Genomic DNA, 23,031 nt, shown 5'->3' on the forward strand with positions numbered 1-23,031 from the left:
GTTATTTCCTATTTATCCTTTTTTACATACAGTTCATATTCAGTACCCTGATTAAGCAAATTATAACAAATAGGCAGCCGAGCCAGAACCCAGCTGCCTTCGCAAGTAATTCCATACATAGGATTAAATTCTACTGTAATTCAATAAATTAACCGCTTTAATGCCTGTACAAATTAGTTAACAAACATGCTATACCAAACACATCAAATTTCTACCAAATTATATTCCCGACTACCCATTCCCAGGGTGTTCATATATTCGAGCTGATGCAGGCCGCCACGGGATTCAATACGTTCGGCAATATCACGACGCTGATCAGCCGGCATCTGGTAAATCAGATCTATACCAGCCTGGTCGGCTGCCAGAATATCTGTCGAACCTAGAATACCGATGTCATCACAAGTCGGTTTTGCGGCACTAGCCCCAGCACAGTCACAATCAACAGAAATATTTTTCAAGACGTTGATATACGCAATGTGGCCTTTGAAATGTTCTGTAGTGGCCTTACCAGATTCCACCATTCTCTCTAGGAAGCCTTTACCTAGCGGCCAGCCTTCCCCGTGAATCATTCTCTTGCCTACCTTACCTGAAGCAAAACCGATACCGATGTTCTTTAAAGAACCACCAAAACCGCCCATTGCATGACCCTTAAAATGCGTATAGACCAAAATAGAATCATATTTGAGCACATTTTTCCCTATCGCAATTTCCTGCAGATGGATTCCTGGTTCAAAAGGAAATGTTCCTCCGAAATTATCGATTTGTTTATCAAGAAATTCTTGTGCGCCAGTCGGCAGCATAACATCTCCGTCCTCATCCAGGATATCGACGGGGCAAAAGTCAAAACCATTGGTCTTAATCGTTTCGCGATGCGTCTTCGTTTCCCGGCGCGGACTTTTATACATCACATTACATTCGACGATCGAGCTACGCGGAATCTTCCTCTGCAAATTTTTGATGTATTCAATAGGTAGTAGATTCGGCCCGTGCGGCTCACCGGTATGCAGTTTAATCCCGGCTCTGCCGTCAATCCCCTGGTTAATCTTTTCATAAATCTTTTGTACGCCTTCCGGGCTTAAGTCCCTTGTAAAGTATACAATCGGCTTGCTCGGGTCATACTGCGAAGTTGCGTGTAATCCATCCCAAGTCGCCCGGTTGGAGTCGCCTTCCGCATGCGCAACCAGCTGGCTTAATGTCGGAATTGCCGCCATCGCTGCCACCGTACCGCCGGCAAACTTCAGAAAATTTCGCCTCGAAATTTCTTTTGTTTTTTCCTCTTTTTGATCATCAGCTTTTTCCATTTTTTCTCACTACTCCTTTTTGTTATATTCCATAACCAGAACTTAGAGACAGTTAAAGTTCCAAGTATATTACAAAATTTTCTGCGCTATACTCAGCACCTGAATGATGGTTAGACACGCCCTCAAGTCGAGATACTGCTACACAGATATCGTTAGCATCAGTCTAGCACTTGGAGTTAACACCAAGTCAAGCATTTTTTGGGGGGAAGCCCAGTTACAGTGATATCGGGCTTATCCACTATGTCGATGAAAGGCGCACCGCCATTGACTGCCCGTATGCAATCAATGCCAACCTCGCTGTCCGTTTCACGTGGATATACTATAACGCATGCGCGAAGCCAATGAATTCTTCGGTTAAAACAAGCTACAATACTCTATTTTACTAATTCCTCATCTAGAAAGTTGCTTGGGGAACTATACATGTAAACTCTTGGCAAGATAGCTAATACACTTAAAATCGAAAATAACAATCCCCCTAATACGACATACTGTGTTCCTAATTCAGATATAAATAATCCACATACGGCTGCCCCAATTGTTGTACCTAAGTTAGCGGCTGTTAAAAATAATCCATTAGCAAAATCAGGAGCCTCTGGAGCAGCAGACGTAATCCAATATTGATTAATATTAGCCCCGATACCGCCTAAAATTCCCCAAACCAAAGTAATTAAAGCCATAGGCACAGTGAACTGTCCCATTGAGAATAATATGACGTATACTGCTCCTAATGCGAAAGGAAAAGCCACTACGGCTTTGATGGCATTCTTAGTAAGTAACTTCCCTGCGATGACACTTCCAAGAATATTTGCAGCACCATATATTAGTAACATTAAACTAGTTGTATTCCAAGAAGTTTTCGTAATGGTTTGAAGATATTCCGCAAGGTAACTAAAAACCCCAAATATAGCGCCATTCATTAAAATGACAGCGGCAATGGAAAGCCAGGTAATTGATTTTTTCAGAACGCTTACTTGTGCTCCGTAAGATAGTCTTTCTTGAACAGGCATAGATGGTACAAATAGGAATGTAGCAACGAATGCTATAGCATTCACGACAGCAAAAAATAACATCGCCATTCCTAACGAAGTTGCGCTAGCAATAAAACTGCTGACTGGTACACCAAGTACCATACCTGCCGATACTCCAACAATTACCTTAGAAACGGCCTTTGGAGCTTCTTCCTTGCTAACTGACGCAGCAGCTACTGTAAAAGCCAATGAACAATAAATTGGATGAAAAATGGCCGGAACCACACGCGCAATTAATGCAATGGTAAAGTTTGATGCAAATATTGAGACAATGTTACTCAAAATGAAAACACCAAGGACAAGCAGCATTACCTTCTTACGATTTATACCTGAAAACAATAATGGCATAGTTGGACCAGCTACGGCTACAACAAGTGCAAAAACGCTCACCAGCAAGCCGGCTTGGGATATGCTGACATGAAATTGGTCAGCAACCAAGGGCAATATTCCAATAACTCCCATTTCCGTATTTATAATGCCAAAAACTCCCAAACTCAAGATAAATATGAGCAGATTATTTCCTTTAACCATAAAATATACCTCAAACTTTCATTAATTGTCCAAATCGATTAACCAATGCTTAAAAAAAACAAAGCCGGTTAAGGTGATAGTTGATCACTTTAACCGGTTTGTTTTTTACCAAAATACCTAACTGATTAAACTGATTTTCCCATTTCATAAGCTTCTTGCAGAACAGATGGCAGGTTACGGATATCTCCCACTTGAACTGCACCAACGCCACGTACTACCCCGGACAGTTTAGCTTTTCCAAAGCAATCGATCCATCCCTGTAATCCCTTCTCGGCACCATCCATAGAAACTGGATCTCCATCAGCTGACGTCGCTAGCAAATAGATGTCACGAAAGGAATATTTCGCAGGAAAAAGCGGATTAGAACGGTCCAACAGGGTTTTCATCTGGCCGCACATTTCGTAAAAATATATAGGCGTAGCGAATACCAGCACATCGGCATGAAGCATTTTTCCCACAATCGCGTTTGCATCATCTTTTATTATGCAGCTCTTCGTCGTCTGACAAGTAAGACAGCCTTTACAAAAATCAATCTTTTTGTCAAACAAGCAGACTTTTTCTACGCTATTTCCAGTTTCGATGGCACCTTTTTTGAACTCATCGGCCAATATTTCAGAATTTCCGCCCTTGCGTGGGCTGGTAGAAATAATTACTACATTTTTCATTTTATCATTTCGTCTCCTTACCATGTTTTTTAAACAAATGCTTTTCCTTTTATTTTCATCAGGACTTCACAAGATCATCGTAGTTTTCAATTTTGCAAGCCAATCGTTCTCTTGTTGCTTGCAAATTTGCAATACGATCATCTAAACGTTTTAATTCTTCCCGCAAAAGCTCCTTCCTTGCCTCTTTTGTTTTACTTCCCTGCTGATAAAGCTGGACATACTCAACAAGGACTTCTACCGGAACACCCGCATTTCGCATACAGTGAATGAATTCAATCCATCCACAGCTGTAATCGTCATAGTCGCGAATCCCATTTGGTTTACGCGGAACCGGCGGGAGTAAACCAACTCGTTCGTAATAGCGCAATGTGTCCTGTGTCATACCGTATTTTTCACTGACCTCTGAAATTACCATTTGATTTACTCCTTCTTTTCCCTTTTATACTGTAAGGCTATCACCTTGCCTTAACTCCAAGTCAAGTGTTTTTTATTTACCTTAATATATCCTTTTAAAATGCATCTTATCTCCTCCGATTGTCTTCTTGACTTTTAGTCTAACACCTGGTGTTAACACAAAGTCAAGTTTTTTGAGTGACAGCAATTGATACTCCCCTTTAAAATTGGGGGCATCAAAAAAAAATTTTACAAAGCCTATTGACTTGGTGTTAACACCAGATGATACATTTTAATTGTTGATAAAAATACTGTTAACAAAAATAAGATCTTAGACATGTTATCGACTTAACTTGTCTAGAGAGGAGGAATAAAGAATGCAGTAAAATTTGTAACTGCGAACAGCGAAATAACATTACAAAAAACATTGGAAGGGGTTTACAATGAAAAAAAAATCTATTATTACTCGTGGCTTCCAAATGCTCACAGCGATGGCACTGGGCGTGCTTGTATCCACAACCGGTGTTGGCGTTGCATCCGCGGCAGACATGTCCAATGGAGCAGACAACTTTTACAAGAGCGACAAGGTAACCATGCAGAAGGTTGCGTTTAAAAATCAATACAACATGAATGTTGTAGGGAACCTTTTTATTCCCAAAGGTTTGAATCAAAACACCAAAAATCCCGCGATCATTGTCGGTCATCCTATGGGCGCAGTAAAAGAACAAAGTGCGAATCTGTATGCCGCGAAAATGGCTGAACAGGGATTCGTTACTTTGTCCTTGGATTTGTCTTTCTGGGGAGAGAGTGCGGGGCAGCCTCGCAACGCTGTTTCGCCGGATATCTATGCCGAGGATTTCAGTGCTGCGGTGGATTTTCTGGGCACCCGGCCGTTTGTTGACAGGGAGCGGATTGGTGCAATCGGAATTTGCGGCAGCGGAAGCTTTGTCATCAACGCCGCCAAGATCGACCCGCGCATGAAAGCCATTGCGACAGTCAGCATGTACGACATGGGCGCTGCCAACCGTAATGCGCTCAAACATTCCCTGACACTTGAGCAACGGAAACAAATCATCGCAGAGGCAGCCGAGCAACGCTATGTGGAGTTCACGGGTGGTGAAACCAAATACACCAGCGGGACAGTGCATGAGCTGCAGGAAGACACTCACCCCATCCAGCGTGAGTTTTTCGACTTCTACCGCACTCCAAGGGGTGAATTCACTCCCAAGGGGTCGTCACCCGAACGCACGACGCATTCGACGCTGACCAGCAACGTCAAGTTCATGAATTTCTACCCGTTCGCAGACATAGAGACGATTTCTCCTCGTCCCATGCTTTTCATCGCGGGTGAGAACGCTCATTCCAGAGAGTTCAGCGAAGACGCCTACATGCTGGCGGCCGAACCGAAGGAACTCTACCTTGTTCCGGGCGCAGGTCATGTGGATCTGTACGACCGGGTGAATCTTATCCCCTTTGACAAGCTCACATCCTTCTTTTCCAAGTATCTGAAATAGAGATCGTGTTAAAGATCATAGAAAGCTTTGTGTCCGATGTTACTTTGAGTAAAACCACCTAATTTAACTCAATATATTACCACTATGTTCCATCCTATCGTACACCCTGGTCTGAACTCAAAATCAAGATATTTTTATTTATACAAAAAAGCCGGCAAGGTGATTTAATCTCACCCCAACCGGCTTTTTCTCAAATATTTCATCCTAAGGATGCACCCAGGCTTATAACAACCTAATGCGCGTTTGTTCAAACCGTTACACAAGGCATTCAAACCCTATCTCCAACGTGTATTTTTCCAAAACGACTCTAAATTTACTGGTTTACTGGTTCACTTGGTCACCCAGTTGTTTATTATTTTTACCTTAAGCAATTCATCACGCCTGAGGCCTCAAAAGAACCACATCGTCTTCTTCAGAAAAATCCACGCTAGGCTAACAGTAGTTGAAGACATTTCGCCATCAAAATAATAAGCCATTTAGTTAATCTAAACACATTAGATAACTAAATGGCTTCATTGCCAATAATATAAAATTTAAAAAGCACAACCTCACGTCTATATTATATAACTTATACTACTCTTATTTAATTGTCAAGAAATAAATAATCAGACGAAATAAGATTGTATGCAATTTTTTCACATGTTCTTCACAAAGAATCATTACGAAAGTACTAAGAACTACGTTGCAAATGCGTTTTGTTTTTGATATGCTGTCCCTTAAGGAAAGATAATCAGCCTCTTCGACAAAACATTATATACGTTTTGATCGCAGATAATGATAATACTATTTCCGTTAATAGTACCAAAATACAGAGGACGTGCAAGCAATGGCAACTGCCAATAAGCATAAAACGGACAACTCAAAAAAAATCGCCAATCTGACAGATTCCGAGCGGCAGATAGTATTATATCAGAATGTTGTAAATCAACTAGATGTTGGCATTCACGTCATTGATCAGAACGGCACCACGATTCTCTATAATGATAAAATGGCGGCTTTGGAAAGCATGGAAAAAAGCGATATGGTAGGAAAAAAACTGCTGCAAACCATGCCGTATCTTAAAACAGAAAGCAGTACGCTGTTAACAGTATTGCATACCGGTCAACCACTACACGACAGACAGCAAACTTACACTAACGCCAACGGAAAGCAAATCATTACAGTAAATAGCACAATCCCATTGCTGATTGAGGGAAAGGTGTTTGGTGCATTAGAGATTGCCAAAGACATCACCTTTATAAAATCCTTAGCAGAAAAAGTTGTTGATTTGCAAGGAAGTCTACATACCAGGAAAAAAAAAGCCGATATTCCGAAACATCCTAATACTCGTTACACGCTTGAGGATATTTTAGGACAAGGTGAAGCACTGCAAATCGCAGTGTGTTATGCCAGACAGGCGGCGCATACGGCATCGAATGTGCTAGTTTCTGGGGAAACAGGTACTGGCAAAGAATTGTTTGCCCAAAGCATTCATAATTTAAGTCCCCGCAAAGACAAGCCTTTTGTTGCCATTAACTGTGCGGCACTACCTGGACAATTGCTGGAAGGATTACTTTTTGGCACGGCGAAGGGTGGTTTTACCGGGGCTATTGACCGCCCTGGTTTATTTGAACAAGCAAATGGCGGAACGGTTTTATTGGATGAAATAAACTCTTTGGAACTTGATTTACAGGCAAAACTATTGCGAGTTATCCAAGAAAGTTCAGTAAGGCGTTTGGGAGCGAGCAATGAAATTAATATTGACGTACGAATCATTGCCACCATGAATACTACTCCCGCCACAGCCATTGCCCAGCAAAAACTTCGAGAAGACTTGTACTACCGCTTGAGCGTTGTTACGATTCAAATTCCACCACTGTGCGAACATAAGGAGGACATTGACTTATACATAGCAGCATTTATTGAAAAATATAATGCTCAGATGAGACTCAACGTGTGTGGTGTCGACGCCGAGCTGCGAAGAGCATTTTATGCATATAAATGGCCAGGAAATGTCCGGGAATTGCAGCATGTCATTGAAGGGGCTATGAATCTAATGGCTGATCGTACTGTGATTGGTTTTAAACAATTACCCATGTTATTCCGTGACAAATTGCCACGAGTCGCAGCTACATTGCCTGTTGAAAATATGAATTTAGATGCGAAGAACTGGGATCTGAATAAACATCTCAATACGTTAGAACAAAATATGATTATCGCCATATTACAACAGACCAAGGGAAATATTAGCGAGTCAGCTAGGCTCTTAAAACTTACCCGTCAAGCGTTGCAACACAAAATCAAAAAGTATAACCTGAAATAATATCATACGTAAACTCCGGCAAACACCGCAAAAATATTTGCAGGTGTTTGCCGGAGTATTTTATTTATCCATTAGATTTGCCTTATAGTAAGATATATGCCGTTTAGTGGCTAGATTATTTGCAGTGCAAATAAATTTGCTATGTCTGTGCTCTATTGCATGAAAACGAACCTTTATGCAATAAAAAAGTATCATAGGGTTGTAAAACTAACGGTAAAATGCTTAGTTTTGATCAATTAAATAATTTACTTGCTCCTAATAAGTTGGCATAAATCTTGCTATAAAAGATAGTAGATATTGCAGAAGATAAGGAGAGCTACTATGGTATTATCAGATCAAATTATTAAACAAACTGAGTTAATGGGGGCACATAATTACCAACCGCTGCCAATCGTCATTTCCAAAGCCGAGGGTGTTTGGGTAGAAGACCCGGAAGGCAATCGTTATATGGATATGTTAAGCTCTTATTCCGCTTTGAACCATGGCCACAGACACCCCAAAATAATTCAGGCACTAAAAGATCAAGCCGATAAAGTTACTTTAACATCGCGAGCCTTTCATAATGATCAGTTATGCCATCTTTATGAAAAATTAGAGAAATTGACTGGAAAAAATATGTTTCTGCCAATGAATACCGGGGCAGAAGCTGTCGAAACAGCAATAAAAGCAGTGCGACGTTGGGCATATCAATGTAAAAAAGTACCCGCAAATCAGGCAGAAATTATTGTTTGTAAGGGTAATTTTCATGGTAGAACGGTAACCATTACCTCCTTTTCCTCTGATGAAGAGTACAAATCTGGCTTTGGACCGTTCACACCTGGTTTTACACAAATTCCCTACGGAGATATCGAAGCGCTGAAACATTCGATTACACCCAATACTGCTGCCTTTTTGCTAGAACCGATTCAAGGTGAGGCTGGTATTATCATACCGCCTGATGGCTTTCTCCGAAAGGCTTATAAAATTTGTAAAGAGAACAATGTATTGTTTGTTGCGGATGAAATTCAAACCGGCTTTGGTCGAACTGGAAAATTATTCGCTTGCGCATGGGAAAATGTGGTTCCAGATGTATATCTTTTGGGAAAAGCACTAGGCGGCGGAGTTTTCCCGATTTCCATTGTTGCAGCGAATCGTGACATTTTAGGTGTATTCAATCCAGGTTCTCACGGCTCCACTTTTGGCGGCAATCCACTGGCTTGCGCAGTAGCGGTAGCCGGATTGGATGTGCTTGAAGAGGAGAAGCTGGTGGAAAAATCCTTAACTATGGGTCAGTATTTTCTCAACAAGCTAAAGCAACTGCAAAGCCCTGTCATCCGGGAGGTGCGCGGTAAAGGCTTGTTTATTGGTCTCGAATTAAATGTTGAGGCACGACAATATTGTGAAAAATTAAAAGAAAGCGGGCTTTTATGTAAGGAAACCCATAAGAACATCATCCGTTTTGCCCCTCCGCTGACGATTACCCAAGAAGAACTGGATTGGGCCTACGAGCGGATCATACAATGTTTCTAAAACACAAACTCTTGTAAAGGCTTTAAAAAAATCTATAAAGCCATTTCCATTGCTTCACCAGATTTAATCATCTATTTATTTAAAAATTCAAACTCAGAAAGAGCAGATTGACTTTTCAACCTGCTCTTTCTTAATCATATGCATAGTCTCAATACCGCAAATTGTTTTCTCTGCAATTTCAAGACTTTTGCACCAAAACCCATTATATTACCTCGCTAACAACTTTTAGTCTACCAGAATTTATAATGCAATTCTGTTGACATAAGAACGACTAAGGCTTCTGCCGGCGACGCACCCGGATGGTGCTAGTGCCGATTGCGCCATGGATGGCATAGCAATTCGGCCGTCCTGAAGGACTTGGCACAAGCCAAGTCTTTTCTTATTGAATAAGAAAGTATAAGCTTGGGGAGTCGTGGATGCCTTATAAAACAAGGGTTGTCAAGTACAAAACCCGGCACAGGTGGCCGTATTGTATACGTCTGGCACCCCTCGTAACTCCGTAACCCCTCGGCCTTTGCCGGAAAAAGCGTTCCGCAGGAGAAAAGCCGGGCGGTATTCCGTTAAGAAATCCGTACTGTCTGAGCGTAGCGAGTTTACGGATTTCAGGAATATCGTCCGACTTTTCAGCTTTTGGAGGCTTGGGGCCTAGACCTTTTGTTACTTTTGGGGCAATGCCAAAAGTAACAGGCCCTCACCTTGTATTCGATTGACCAAATATCTGATGTGTGCAAATCCCAAGAACTAGCCAAAAGCCAACCCCATCCCATTTTAAGGATTGTTACCGCAAAGTATTCAAAGTGCGCAAAGAAATAACGGTATCGTGGACTAGAGCATTACTATTTTTTGGCTGAAGATTAAACGGCGCGCTAGCGGTTTTCTTATTGAATAAGAAAGTATAAGTTTGGGGAGTCGTGGATGCCTTATAAAACAAGGGTTGTCAGGTTGCCATACTGTTTACGTCTGGCAATGATCGTAACTCCGTAACCCCTTGGCCTTTGCCGGAAAAAGCGTTCCGCAGGAGAAAAGCCGGGCGGTATTCCGTTAAGAAATCCGTACTGTCTGAGCGTAGCGAGTTTACGGATTTTAGGAATACCGCCTGGCTTTTCAGCTTTTGGAGGCTTGGGGCCTAGACCTTTTGTTACTTTTGGGGCAATGCCAAAAGTAAAAGGCATTCACCTTGTATTCGATCGACCAAATATCTGATGTGTGCAAATCCCAAGAACTAGCCAAAAGCCAACCCCATCCCATTTTAAGGATTGTTACCGCAAAGTATTCAAAGTGCGCAAAGAAATAACGGTATCGTGGACTAGAGCATTACTATTTTTTGGCTGAAGATTAAACGGCCGCGCTAACGATTTTCTCATCCATTTTCTTTTAAATTATCGCGAACTACAAAATATTTTCGAAAACGCAAGGCAACATTAACCAGACCAATCATCACTGGTACTTCGATAAGCGGTCCAATAACAGCGGCAAATGCCTGGCCGGAGTTTATACCGAAAATTGCCACCGCCACCGCAATAGCTAATTCAAAATTATTGCTTGCTGCCGTAAACGACAGTGTTGTTGTTTGCTCGTAGTTGACTCCAGCACGATGGCTTACGAAAAAAGATACTAGGAACATAATGGCAAAATAGATGAAGAGTGGAATGGCAATACGAACCACATCCATCGGCAGTTTAATAATATAGCTACCTTTTAGTGAAAACATAATTACAATGGTAAATAGTAACGCAATTAATGCCAGCGGACTAATCTTAGGTATAAAAGTCTTTTCATACCATTCGCGACCCTTAGCTGGCAATAAAATGCGTCTTGTCAAATATCCGGCCACAAAGGGAATACCCAAATATATTGCTACGCTCATAGCAACATCTTTCATGGATACTTGGATTTGCATACCCGTAAAACCAATCCATCCTGGAAGAACAGTAATGAAAAAATAAGCAAATACTGAATATAATACCAGTTGGAAAATTGAATTAAGTGCCACCAATGCAGCTGCATATTCGTTGTCGCCTTCTGCCAGTGAATTCCAAATAATTACCATGGCGATACAACGAGCCAACCCAATAAGTATTAAGCCAACCATGTAGTCTGGTTTATCCGGTAAAAAGATTATAGCTAGTGCAAACATCAGCACTGGGCCGATTATCCAGTTTTGTACTAGTGACAGCAGTACAACCTTTCCATTACTAAATACCTTGCCGATTTCCTCATATTTCACCTTCGCTAAAGGCGGATACATCATTACAATTAGACCAACTGCAATCGGGATAGACGTAGTACCTATCGAAAACTTATCAAGCCATGCCGCCAATCCAGGAAATAAATAACCGCCGCCAACACCGATAGCCATTGCCAGGAAAATCCACAATGTCAAATACTGGTCTAGAAAAGATAATCGTTTTTGAGCATGTGCCATTTTACTACTCCTCCTTAATCTCGCCGTTTCTATTATCCCCTAAAAATTCAAAAATCCCATCATCACCTCCCGATATATGTATAGACGCCATCGAAAGATTTATGATTATAATTGATTTCACTCATATACTTATTAAAAAAATTTAATCATCCACAATTTTAACAGGCAACTCGCAACTGCCGCCTAATTCCTTGTATTTTTTCAGCCTCACCACATCTTTTTGGCACTGCGGATCTTTCTCCATTTCCGTTGTCAACAGTTCCTGCACAAAAGCGTACTCCTCAAGTATTCTTTTATTAACTTGATAGTATATCCATTGGGCCTGCTTTTGACCGGTAATGAGTTTGGCATTTTTTAGTTTGGTGATATGGCGCGAGGCATTAGACTGGTTAAGTTTTAGTATTTCTTCTAAATCACAGACACATAAGGTTTGCTTATATAGTAAGTTCAAAATCCTAATTCTTGTTTCATCAGCTAAAGCTTTGAGTATATCTACAATATCCACTACTTCTACCTCTCCATCATATAGGTTTAGTCATTTATCGTTTTAATATATTTAGATAAAAACGCTCCTTTATTTATGATTATATTCGATTTTACTCATGGACGTCAACAAGTTTTCGGATTATCAACCTTCATTTACCATATTTTTTTTAATTTACCAAATAGGGTATTCCTTAGCCGAATCCTTAATTGCAATCAACACAACTATTCCCCCTTAGTTGAACTAGACTCTGATTTCGCTATTACCCTTGATTCACTCTGAAAATACCCAAAAAACTTTTCTTTCATTTCCTCAAAAAACGTATAGAGTATAGGCACAAACACTAGAGTAAGAAAAGTAGATACAAGTAGTCCCCCAATAGACACAATTGCTAGTGGTGACAACCTCTCCAGCCCTACTGCCCACTCTAGCGCGATTGGAGCCATGCCGATCGCAGTTCCAAAAGCAGTCATCAAAATAGGCCTAGTTCTGACTCGTACGCTGTCCATGACAGCCTGTTTTATATCACTGCCTTGACTGCGGGCTATGATAATGAAGTCAATCAGGAGAATAGAGTTTTTCACAACAATTCCTGCCAGCAAAATCATGCCCATGAATGCTGGCATGGAAGAATGTTTGCCGCTAATCATGAGCGCCCAAATGGAGCCAATCATCCCGAGCGGAATAGCTGACATAATTGTCATTGGATGAATAAACGACCCAAAGGCTGGAACCAAGCTGAAATATAAAAGCAGCATCCCAATTCCCATCGCGCCACTCATCGCGCCAAAAGAGGCTTGCATCTGCTGCAAGTCACCTTCTTGGGTAATGGCATAGCCTTCAGGCAACTCTATGTCAGCTAATGCCTGCTGTATACCCTTGTCAAGATGGGTGATCGCTGTTTTTTCTCGGTAACCATATATCTCGAGCGTATTTTGCATATCCTGACGAGTATAAAGAGTAGGAATTTTTTTGTCTTTGAGTGTTCCTAACGCTTCTAAGGGAGTTAACCCCTTGGGGGTTATGATCATGACATCCTTCAGTTTACTCACATGATCCCGGCGTTCTGCAGGATAAGCTACTCGCAAGGCAATTCCATCCTCCTGGTCGATCCGGAAGGTGGAAGCAGGCATACCGCCGACTACATTGGCAATCTGACTAGATACATTGGCAGGAGATATCTCATACAGTGAACATTTTTCCTTATCCAAAATAAAGTTAATTTCATTTTTATCATGGGTCCAGCTACGCGATACACTAGTAAGGCCAGCGACACTGAGCATTCTATCATATATTTTCTCGCCTAGAGCATCAAGCACCCTGCGGTCTGGTCCGGTCACAAGCAGCGATATCGGCGCTTTTATACTTGCCATCGCAGTAGCCCCAAAATCATATACGTCATAATATTTAAGCCCTGGTATCTGCGCAAATTGTTTGCGCAGTAGGTTCTCAGTCTCCCAGATGCTTTGACTTCTTTGAAACCGGTCAACAAGGTTAATTGTTATATAGCCTTGCTGCGGTATTTTCCCGCTGCCAAAGCTGACAATTCCGGCTTCTGAGCCCATGATTGTGGAAACAGACTCGATCCCTGGCACCTCTAGAATAGCTTGTTCCATGGCTGATGCCACCGTTTCTGTTGCGGCAAGTGACATATCGGTGTCTGTTTCAAAGTTGATTTTAATAATACCGGCATCCATAGAAGACATTAAGTCTCGCCCCAAGATAGGCATCAAACTGGCACTCATGAGAAATAGCACCATGCCGCCTGCCACAAAGGCCAACCTGCGACGTAATGCCAAATCGACAAGCAGGACATATATATTCTGGATAACTGTCACAATTTTTTCATCAAACCGCAGCGCAATTCGTTCCAAAAAGTTAGGCCGGAAAGACTGACGTAACAGCTTTGGAGCTAATATCGGAATGATGGTCACAGATACTACATAGGACACTACCAGGGCAATGCACATTGACATGATGAACGGGCGCATAACAGCCTGAACATACCCGCCGATAAAAATAATAGGCACTAACACCATGACAGTAGCATAGGTTCCCGAAAAAATGGCTAATAAAACTTCTTCGGTTCCCCCAAATGTAGCTTCCTTTAAATTGTTCGGCATTCGCTCATAGTGGCGGGCAATGTTTTCAAGCACTACAATGGCGTCATCAAGCAACATTCCCACAGCTAAGATAATCCCGGTAAAGGTTACAGTATTTAATTCATAGCCGATTAGCCACATGATACCAAAGGTAATGAGATAGGTAAAAGGAATAGAAACGGCGGCAAGCAGCGTAATGCGCATATTGCCAAGAAACAGGAAAACAACAGCGACAGTGAGCAAAACTGCCTCTAGCAAGGACTCTTCCATGTTGCTAACACTGGTGCGAATAAGGGTTCCCTGAGTATCACTGATCTCGAATTTAATCCCGTGGTATCGTTCCACCATTACAGGCAAATACTTTTCCACTGCACTAATACTATCCATAGCTACTCCGGTAGGAGCACGCAAAATACTCAGACCAATAGCCTGATGTCCATTACCATGATAAGCTGACTGTGGCTCGACAATGCCGCGCGTTACTTCAGCCACATCTCTCAAATAAATATCGCCGGTTTGGCGGCGAGTAACCACGATGTTGTTAGCATCCTCTGGCGTCGTAAATTCCCCTTGCGTTTTCAGCAAATATTGTCCAGAAGATTTTATAATAAGACCATTGGGTACGTTGACATTGTTGGCACTAAGCGCCGCTGCCACATCACCTATTGTCAGAGAATGAAACGCGAGCAAATCGGGTTTGACGATAATTTTATATTCTGGCTGATGTCCACCAAATACTTCTACTTGAGCAATCCCCGGAACGCGTAACAATTCTTCTTTTATTTCGTTGTCAGCAAGTTGCCGGATTTGGCTCATGTCCAAGATAGAGTTTTCGTTAGGAGAAAGTGCCAAAATAAGTGTCGGCTGTGTTGCCTGACTGATTTTAAAGATTTGCGGCTGGCGAATGTCTGCCGGCAGTTTACCGATAATTTTGCTAAGCGCATTAGATACATCAGTAGCGGTCGAATCAAGTGTTCTGGTATAGTCAAATTCGACGGTAACAACAGATACTTCATCCTTGCTCACTGAGGTCACTTTTAGTACTTCACCCAGGGTAGCCATTTCTTTTTCGATCGTCCGACTGATTTTGGTCTCAATATCGGATGCTGATGCACCAGACTCAACCGTAATGACCGTGATTTGCGGATGGTCGCTGTCCGGATACATATTGAGCGGCATCTTACTATACCCAATAATCCCAACAATGGCCATGAGTAAAACAAACGACAACACCAAGTACGGTTTCTCTAAATATTTCAGAGTCAAAGCGCTCAAATGCCTTCACTCCTATTCTGAGAAATGAGTACTTTTTTGCCTGTTGTCAGTTGCATAAGCTGATTCTCCTGGCCAACAACCACCCGACTATCAGGTTCTATACCGCTTATTGCCGCCATCTCTGCATTACGCCCTACAACCTGGACTGGTATCAGCCGAACCAAATCATCTTCGTCAACAACCACTACAAAATTTCCTTTACTATTAGTAATTAAAGCGTCAACCGGAACGACAATTCCGTTTATTTGATTTAATATAATATCTACACCAATCACCGAACCCATAGGCAGCCCAAACGGTAATTCGTCTTGCTTTATTTCAATTGTGGCTAAACTCGCTTGGTCTAAAGCTGGGTATACCTTCTGCACAGTGGCACCAATTTGCTGATCACCATGCGATAGCAACGACTTTGATCCAGATGTTAAGGAACGCACGACTTCTTGGGGAACTTGGGCGGTTATTTTATAGCCTTGATTGAGTGCTTGTAAAGACATCAAGGCTTTACCGGGAACAGCCATATCGCCAGGTTCTATCATACGTTTAGTAACAACACCGTCAATTGATGATGTTATTCTAGAATAGCCTTGCTCGGCTAGATTTTCCTCTACGTTTGCCTGATATACCTGGATGTTTTCTCTGGCAACAACTAGTTGGCTATAGGCATTATCAGTCTCAGTCTGCGAATATTCATAGGTTTCCTGGGCTATCGCAGATTGAGAATATAGCCGCTGGTTCCGCTCGAAACTAGCCTTTTTTGTTTTGTAGTAACTTTCAGCAGCTACTAGAGCACTTTGGGCTGCCCGTAGATTAGCCTCAGATGCCCGGGTTTTATTCGCCAAAGTCAAATCATCCAGATAGATTAGTTCCTCTCCTTTTGTTACCTTATCACCCTCACGTTTGGTCACTCCTACGACATTTGCGGTTATGCGTGATGATAGCGCTACAGCTATAGCAGATTCAACCTTACCTAGGTAATGAGCTGTCATGTCAACAGAGCCTAGCTTAGCAATAGTTACCTGTACTGGAATAGCTCTGCTCATTGGCTTAGATATAGTAGAAAGATCATGACTCCGTTTCCATACTACACTTCCGGCCCCAATGATAATTAATATAAGCACCAATACCAAAGTTTTTTTTCGGTTGAACATGCAGACCCTCCTCAATATGAACCGTGACGAAATGGCAAAAAACAGTTGCTACTAAACCTATCACTTTATTGTTGACTCACGGTCAACCTACTCACATTTGTCAGCCCTTACCATCGATATCACCAATTTGTATGGCAACTCCGTCTTTAACAATGATAGGCACCTTATCGGCACCATATTTGTCATTGCACAACTTCTTAGCCCATGCATGTACACTTGTATTGACTTCTTGAAAACTAATTCCCTTTTCCTGATACTCTTGCACTACCTTAGCGCAGAACGGACACCCTGTTTTCGTATATATTACAATTTCATCTGTATTTGGTTCACTACTCTGTTGGTCACTCGCACTTACACCCTCGCTGCCACTCTCACAACCGCAGCCACAACTACTGCCGCCGCAATCGCAGGTTCCCTGATCACAGCTATTTCTCTGGGCTGCCTTAGCTTTCTCGTACATGGTAGACAATGAGTCGAGCACATGCGTAACAATGCCTGATATTTTTTCAATCTCGGACAGGTATCTATTAGTAGGATCATCTTGTACATTAACACTGGCAAGAGCCTCTTGCTCACCAATAAGATCGCCTATATTTATCCCAATTACCGGCTTAAAGCAATATTTTTCAACAGCCTTCCTCGCACAAGCTTTGGCACAGCCATCAAGCGTAATCGTTGGATGATTTAAAGAAAAGTTCTTTTCATCAACAGTCCCGACAAGCAGACGTGGAAGACTGATCGTAACTACCTGTGTGGTTCTTAATTGGTTCACGATTCTTGCGGCTACGGCCCGTGAGATATAACCACCTCTACATTCGCTGCCGCAGCAAGCAATAATGCCGGTTGTTTTTGGGTGGACTAGCATTTTGCTGCCCCCTTTTCCGCATTATTTAAATCGGCTATAAGTTTACCAGCTATTTCAGAGACTTGCCTTTCTCCACTTTCGCTTAATTTAACAGCATCTCCTAAACTTACCATGTCAACTCCGGCCATTAGGTTATCTATATCATACTCAATATCAATATCGCCACCGATTAGCTCGACAATGTTAGAGGCACACTCATTGCTGCAACCATTGATGACAATGCATGGTGTATTTGTTATTGTTTGTACAGCATCTATTTCCCCATTTACCAGATAAGCTAATCCAAGTAGTTTTGCCTGTTTTTCCACCTCTACTTTTAGCTTTAATGCTACTTCCTGAGTCATTAGACCATAAACAGAATCAATGCCACAGCATGGAATGATAACTGGCGATTTTTTATCCAAAATACATCCTCTCCTAACTTATTTAACTAGAAGAAAACCCGGCTTAACCGGGTAAGATGAGTAGCTTTTATATGATGTTATACCGGACCACGCATCCGTCGCGAAGCAACCTCGCACTCTTTAATCATCAACGTTTGAGCCGCTGTCAAAGGCTCTCCCTCTTCATTCTGGGGTTCAATAAAATAATAGCAATCAGACTTTTCTTTAGCAGTTACATCCGATATTTCGAACTTATATTTAAAACATAATAACCTTCCATCTGTAACTCGATCAGCAATTCCGCAAGAAAAACATTTTGCTGTCATAGTTAAAACCTCCTTTCTCATCTCTAGCCCTTCTGTCCTGACAACGCGCCAGATAAACAGGAAAGTTCCTTCTTAACCTTTATATTTTGCTATTGTATATTTACACGATTACCAATTATATGTATAATCAGATTGTATCATTAACTGTTTACATCGTCAACAGTATACTACGCTAACATTTTATAATTACTAAGAAAGATGGTTGATAGAATGACAAAGGAACCTAAAACCATTTCCACCATGAGAAATGCTATAAAAATCTTTATTAGAAGCTTAGGAGTATTGGAAGGCAAAAAGGCTTTTTGCTACGATTGCACATATGCTCAGTGTCATGTAATATGGGAAACTGCACAAGAAAACAAAATTTCTGTGAATGAACTTGCGACTCGGCTAAATATAACTAAAAGTGCAGTAAGCAGAACTGTAGATGACTTAGTAAACAAAGGCTACCTAGTGCGTAACCCAAATCTAAATGACCGTCGATATGTGGACATTGAACTCACAGAAAAAGGACAAAAAGCTTTTCGAGAAATAGAACTTAACTCACGTCGTTACTTTGAAGCCGTTTTGGAAATTATCCCTGAAAATAAGCGTGAGACAACATTGGAAGGAATCCAAATTTTCAGTTCCGCCCTGTATCAGATTCTAAAAAAAGATGTTGTAGAATAAGATGTGACCAATTTATTTTGCTCACTCCCTTATCTATTTAAATGAAAAGAGGTGACTCTTAATGTGTTGTGGTAGTAGCAGGCCATTGTCAGGTAAAAGAACCAAATGCCCTAACTGTCAAATCCGCTGAAAACAGCATAGAAACAATACAAGGGCACACCAAAATTTTGAGGAAGATGCTCCTCTATTTTTGTGTACCCCTTTTTCTCCAGATGACAGACTCTTCTTTAAAATTCTATAATAACGTAGTAGTCTAGCCTTTAATTAGTGATTTAATTTCGTCTTTACTGGGAACTTTCCCCTTTACCTTAACAACGCCATCAATAACAAGTGCCGGTGTCGTCATAACTCCATAGGCCATGATGTCTTGCATATTTTCAACTTTTACAATCTCGGCGGTAATTCCTAGCTCGGCAACTGCTTCCATTACCCGTTCGGTAAGAGTATGGCACTTTGTACATCCCATTCCTAATACTTCAATCTTCATTGTAATACCCCCTTGTAATAACTTACTCTCTTGCACAACTGCATTCACCTAATGGTATCAGGGTTATTTGGATGAATTTATAAAATCAGCTTTGATTTTATCACAAATCTCATTAATTACTTTTGGTGTAACTTCTGTCTTACCTTTTTCAAGCCCCATTTGGGTGAGAACATAGGAAATTGGAGATATTTCAACATGTTCGAGCACTTTTTTGGCACACTCCACTGGGCAACCGTCAATTACAACTACTTGATTGGCTTTTTTTGCTCCATCAATAAACGGCTGCATGTGTGCTGCAACGCCGGTAATACAGCTCATGCTAGCTTGGGCAAATCCTTCCCGTCTCAATTGACGGCACACCTGATCCGAAATCTCACCAACGTCGGCACAACCACCACAAGGATAGATTATTCTAGATACCTCTGGCACTCCACCACAATTGCAATTACTCATAATTAGCCTCCTTATAATTATATTGTGATATTATTATTTTATAATATAATAATTTTATATTAGCATTTTATTCCAGGTAGGTCAATACCATTTTGGAATTTGTATCCTACATCAACAGATAACTAAAAGCATTAAATGCGTAACCACATATAATAATGCCAAGGGCAACAATACCCACAAATATAGTTAACAGTTTTGTCTTAACAACTTTCTTTAAAAGAATTATAGAGGGGAGCGAAAGTGCCGTTACACCCATCATAAAGGATAAAACAGTACCAAGTCCTGCTCCCTTCAAAACTAGCGCCTCCGCAATTGGTAATGTTCCAAAAATATCAGCATACATTGGTACTCCTACAAGAGTGGCCACTATAACAGAATACCATTTGTCTTGACCAAGTACTGCATTTATTACTGACTCTGGAATATAATTATGGATACCAGCACCTATTCCAACGCCTATCAGAATATATATCCAAACTTTCTTTATTATTTCTAGTACCTGATATTTTGCATATTCTATTCTCTCACTTGTAGTTAATTCTTCTTCTTCTGTTTCAATCATCTTATTGCTGTGGACGAAGGGCTCGACATACTCTTCCAGTTTTAATTTGCTAATGATAGTACCACCAATAACCGCAAGTACAAGGCCTACAATCACATAGGCTATTGCAATCTTCCAGTTAAATATACTTGCAAGCAAAATTATAGATGCTAAATCTACAAGCGGTGAGGATATTAAAAACGAAAATGAAACACCAATTGGTAGTCCTGCATTTGTAAAACCTATAAACAGCGGAATTGATGAGCAAGAACAAAATGGTGTAACCGTACCCAGTAACGCAGCCAATATATTTGCTGAAATTCCTTTAAATCGCCCTAATATCTTTTTTGTTCTCTCAGGCGGGAAGAAGCTTTGGATATAGGAAATCGTAAATATTAAAACAGTAAGTAAGATGAATATTTTTATAACATCATAGATAAAGAAGTGAATACTTCCACCCACTTGACTATTTATATCTAATCCAAATACATTTTGTACAAGTAAAGTAACTAGATTATGAAGCCATTCCATTTTAAGTAATTGGTCATTTAACCATTCAAATATAAACAAGAAAATCATCTCCGTATATTAGATTTTTATCATATTATAATATATTGATTTCATAAGTGCAAGATGTTTTTTAAATTAACTACTTTTGGGTGCTGGGGTGACAACCAAGCTGAGAGAATCATGGCGTGAAGCAGATTGCAGTCTGGGGAACAAAGGCAAATCATGCGGACTGTCAGCAGCGGTAAGCATATAGAGATGATAGCCATTAAAATACCGCTCACGCGAACTATCCCATCCTGAGTTGCAGTCAGGATGGGATAGTTCGCGTGAGCGGTTACAAGACTCTATACCTTGGGCACGACAATTACACAGCCGCTTTTTTAAATTCGCTACCTAAAAAAGAGCAACCTATTCCCTTACCGAAAAAGAGATTCAAAAATAATCTTTCTTTAGAAGGTGGATGGAATCGCGGCTTGCCGTGTGAGATAATGGCTCTTAATCAAGATATAAAGTCGTTGGCTTTTTGACGCTTACGTTTAACACACTTCTTTCCTATACCAGTCTCTATAATCTTAAAACCTTGCATAACAGTTTTCAACCTGTCCGCTATTTCTTATTCATCATGATTTGCAAAATCTGTTCATCGGTCTGAACCATTCCCCGGCAGGCTAATTCGCCCAAGTTTGCAATGGATTGATCAACATCGCCAGCTACGATTCCTTCATTTTCCATGACCCGAATTCCCTCAAGTGCCATCAGTACAGCTTTGTACGCAGCCGTGGCCGAAGTAGAAACCTTCATCGCACAGCTATTGGATGCGCCATCGCAGATCATCCCCGCTACATCTCCGATCATATTGGAAATAGCCATGCTGACTGTTGCAAAATCTCCTTTTAGTAGCCATGCCATTCCTGCTGCCGATCCCATGGAAGCAGTCGTTACGGCACACAACGCCGACAGTTTGGGAAGCTTATCATGGATATAGATAGCCATCAAATGAGATAGCATCAAAGCCCGCGTAAGGGTTTCTTCATTTGCTCCAACGTGTTCAGCAACCACTATTACAGGTATGGTAGCTGCTATACCCTGATTGCCGGAGCCTGAATTGGTCATTGCCGGCAGCGTTGCGCCGCCCATTCGCGCATCTGAAGCGGCAGCAGTACGCATCAAAACCTGAGTCAAAAGACTATCCGATAGTAATCCATGATTCATCTGACGATTCATTGTCGCGCCAATATGCAGCCCGTAGCTTCCACTCATTCCTTCTTTTGCCAGTAACTCATTCAATATAGCAGCTTCACGGATAAAATCAATCATCTCTAATGGCGCTTTTACCGCAAAATCGTATATATCCCGCGCTCGAACACCGGCCATGGAATAGTCCACCCCGGCATCGGCTTCATGTTTCTGTGATTCAGCTTGATGTACCACTTTGCCATTTTTCTCAATTCGTACTACCTGAGTATGGGTATCAGCAATGCAAACCCGCACCCATTCTTCTCCATGCATAACACGCGCTTCCGAATAGAGAATATTGGGTACGTCCGCAATTGAAATCTGAACACGCTTCTCCGCAATCATTCGTTTACCTTCTGCAACTTGTTCAGTTGCTAAGTTTTTCAACACCTCGAGCTTGCCTTCCGGGTCGCCACCAAGCGCTCCTACAGCAGCAGCAATTAAAAGTCCCGTGGTACCAGTCCCTGGCACAGTAACCCCCATGCCGTTTTTCATCAAATTTGCCGAGACTTTGACCTCTATATGCTCAACCGGCTTCCCCAAATGCTGCGCTGCAATAGCAGCGGCTAACGCCAATGAAATTGGTTCGGTACATCCCAAAGCAGGCACTACTTCTTTTTTAACCGCTTTAATAAATTCCAACCACATGGGATTGGCTATTGTAGACGATACTTCATTCATGTTCGAAATCTTCCTTTTCATAGAAATTAAACCAGCGAACCAGTGTAAACCAATCCCTGAGCATTGCGTCACTCTTTTTCACTCAACTTTCGCACTAGGAAAATTGATTCAAAAGATGTGTGTTCTTCCTAATGACAATGATAACTCAAAAATTACTAGAAAAGCAACTTCCTCCCCGAAGCTCTATCAGGGCAGTGACATAA

General features: G+C 41.4%; 19 protein-coding genes. 4 read left to right on the forward strand and 15 right to left on the reverse strand.

The features are described from left to right. Positions 1-203 precede the first annotated feature (203 nt). The 4 genes from ACZ449_RS11965 to ACZ449_RS11980 all read right to left on the reverse strand — a co-directional run bounded on the left by ACZ449_RS11965 (position 204) and on the right by ACZ449_RS11980 (position 3,940). Positions 204-1,301 carry a DUF362 domain-containing protein gene (locus ACZ449_RS11965; protein WP_464261226.1) on the reverse strand — a complete coding sequence of 366 codons (1,098 nt, stop codon included), beginning with the start codon at positions 1,299-1,301 and terminating at the stop codon, positions 204-206. A 374-nt stretch (positions 1,302-1,675) separates the two neighbouring features. Then, entirely contained in the window at positions 1,676-2,860 is a 1,185-nt protein-coding gene (locus tag ACZ449_RS11970; protein ID WP_464261227.1) for an MFS transporter, read from the reverse strand. A gap of 125 nt (positions 2,861-2,985) precedes the next feature. Next, positions 2,986-3,525 (reverse strand): flavodoxin family protein, encoded by a 540-nt coding sequence (locus ACZ449_RS11975; RefSeq protein ID WP_464261228.1) that lies wholly within the window; start codon positions 3,523-3,525, stop codon positions 2,986-2,988. Between the two features lie 58 nt (positions 3,526-3,583). Continuing rightward, positions 3,584-3,940: a MerR family transcriptional regulator gene (locus tag ACZ449_RS11980; protein WP_464261229.1), complete on the reverse strand. Its 357-nt coding sequence runs from the start codon at positions 3,938-3,940 to the stop codon at positions 3,584-3,586. Between the two features lie 421 nt (positions 3,941-4,361). On the opposite strand from ACZ449_RS11980, the gene ACZ449_RS11985 reads away from it, so the two are divergent. The 3 genes from ACZ449_RS11985 (at position 4,362) to ACZ449_RS11995 (ending at position 9,243) form a co-directional block, all read left to right on the forward strand. Next, positions 4,362-5,432, forward strand: coding sequence for an alpha/beta hydrolase (locus tag ACZ449_RS11985; protein ID WP_464261230.1), 1,071 nt, complete (start codon positions 4,362-4,364; stop codon positions 5,430-5,432). A gap of 826 nt (positions 5,433-6,258) precedes the next feature. Continuing rightward, on the forward strand, positions 6,259-7,734 hold the full coding sequence (locus ACZ449_RS11990) for a sigma-54 interaction domain-containing protein (RefSeq protein WP_464261231.1): 1,476 nt from the start codon (positions 6,259-6,261) through the stop codon (positions 7,732-7,734). A gap of 321 nt (positions 7,735-8,055) precedes the next feature. After that, complete coding sequence (locus ACZ449_RS11995; protein WP_464261232.1) at positions 8,056-9,243, forward strand: ornithine--oxo-acid transaminase; 1,188 nt, start codon at positions 8,056-8,058, stop codon at positions 9,241-9,243. Positions 9,244-10,603: 1,360 nt separating this feature from the next. Here the strand turns inward: ACZ449_RS11995 and arsB are convergent. The 7 genes from arsB to ACZ449_RS12030 form a co-directional block, all read right to left on the reverse strand. Then, on the reverse strand, positions 10,604-11,668 hold the full coding sequence (gene arsB / locus ACZ449_RS12000; protein WP_464261233.1) for an ACR3 family arsenite efflux transporter: 1,065 nt from the start codon (positions 11,666-11,668) through the stop codon (positions 10,604-10,606). A 142-nt stretch (positions 11,669-11,810) separates the two neighbouring features. Beyond that, entirely contained in the window at positions 11,811-12,173 is a 363-nt protein-coding gene (locus ACZ449_RS12005; RefSeq protein WP_464261234.1) for an ArsR/SmtB family transcription factor, read from the reverse strand. Between the two features lie 203 nt (positions 12,174-12,376). Continuing rightward, positions 12,377-15,529 carry an efflux RND transporter permease subunit gene (locus ACZ449_RS12010; protein WP_464261235.1) on the reverse strand — a complete coding sequence of 1,051 codons (3,153 nt, stop codon included), beginning with the start codon at positions 15,527-15,529 and terminating at the stop codon, positions 12,377-12,379. Beyond that, entirely contained in the window at positions 15,526-16,677 is a 1,152-nt protein-coding gene (locus ACZ449_RS12015) for an efflux RND transporter periplasmic adaptor subunit (RefSeq protein ID WP_464261236.1), read from the reverse strand. Before ACZ449_RS12015 ends, ACZ449_RS12010 begins: the two co-directional genes overlap by 4 nt. Positions 16,678-16,777: 100 nt before the next feature. Next, positions 16,778-17,542 (reverse strand): glutaredoxin domain-containing protein, encoded by a 765-nt coding sequence (locus ACZ449_RS12020; protein ID WP_464261237.1) that lies wholly within the window; start codon positions 17,540-17,542, stop codon positions 16,778-16,780. After that, positions 17,536-17,946 (reverse strand): putative zinc-binding protein, encoded by a 411-nt coding sequence (locus ACZ449_RS12025; protein ID WP_464261238.1) that lies wholly within the window; start codon positions 17,944-17,946, stop codon positions 17,536-17,538. The genes ACZ449_RS12020 and ACZ449_RS12025 overlap by 7 nt, the downstream gene beginning before the upstream one ends. 77 nt (positions 17,947-18,023) lie before the next feature. Continuing rightward, positions 18,024-18,251 carry a hypothetical protein gene (locus tag ACZ449_RS12030; protein ID WP_464261239.1) on the reverse strand — a complete coding sequence of 76 codons (228 nt, stop codon included), beginning with the start codon at positions 18,249-18,251 and terminating at the stop codon, positions 18,024-18,026. Between the two features lie 210 nt (positions 18,252-18,461). Here ACZ449_RS12030 and ACZ449_RS12035 point away from each other — a divergent pair, with 210 nt between their 5' ends. Continuing rightward, a complete protein-coding gene (locus ACZ449_RS12035) occupies positions 18,462-18,920 on the forward strand; it encodes a MarR family winged helix-turn-helix transcriptional regulator (RefSeq protein WP_464261240.1) in 459 nt (152 codons plus the stop codon). Between the two features lie 253 nt (positions 18,921-19,173). Here the strand turns inward: ACZ449_RS12035 and ACZ449_RS12040 are convergent, their stop codons facing one another. From ACZ449_RS12040 to ACZ449_RS12055, 4 genes are all read right to left on the reverse strand, one after another. Next, a complete protein-coding gene (locus tag ACZ449_RS12040) occupies positions 19,174-19,407 on the reverse strand; it encodes a thioredoxin family protein (protein ID WP_464261241.1) in 234 nt (77 codons plus the stop codon). A gap of 63 nt (positions 19,408-19,470) precedes the next feature. After that, on the reverse strand, positions 19,471-19,860 hold the full coding sequence (locus ACZ449_RS12045; RefSeq protein WP_464261242.1) for a putative zinc-binding protein: 390 nt from the start codon (positions 19,858-19,860) through the stop codon (positions 19,471-19,473). Between the two features lie 106 nt (positions 19,861-19,966). After that, positions 19,967-20,971, reverse strand: coding sequence for a permease (locus ACZ449_RS12050; RefSeq protein ID WP_464261243.1), 1,005 nt, complete (start codon positions 20,969-20,971; stop codon positions 19,967-19,969). Between the two features lie 546 nt (positions 20,972-21,517). Continuing rightward, the gene (locus tag ACZ449_RS12055; protein ID WP_464261244.1) at positions 21,518-22,828 is read right to left on the reverse strand and encodes an L-cysteine desulfidase family protein; all 1,311 of its coding nucleotides are present in this window, start codon (positions 22,826-22,828) and stop codon (positions 21,518-21,520) included. Positions 22,829-23,031 lie beyond the last annotated feature (203 nt).

Source organism: Desulfosporomusa polytropa, from assembly GCF_055380075.1.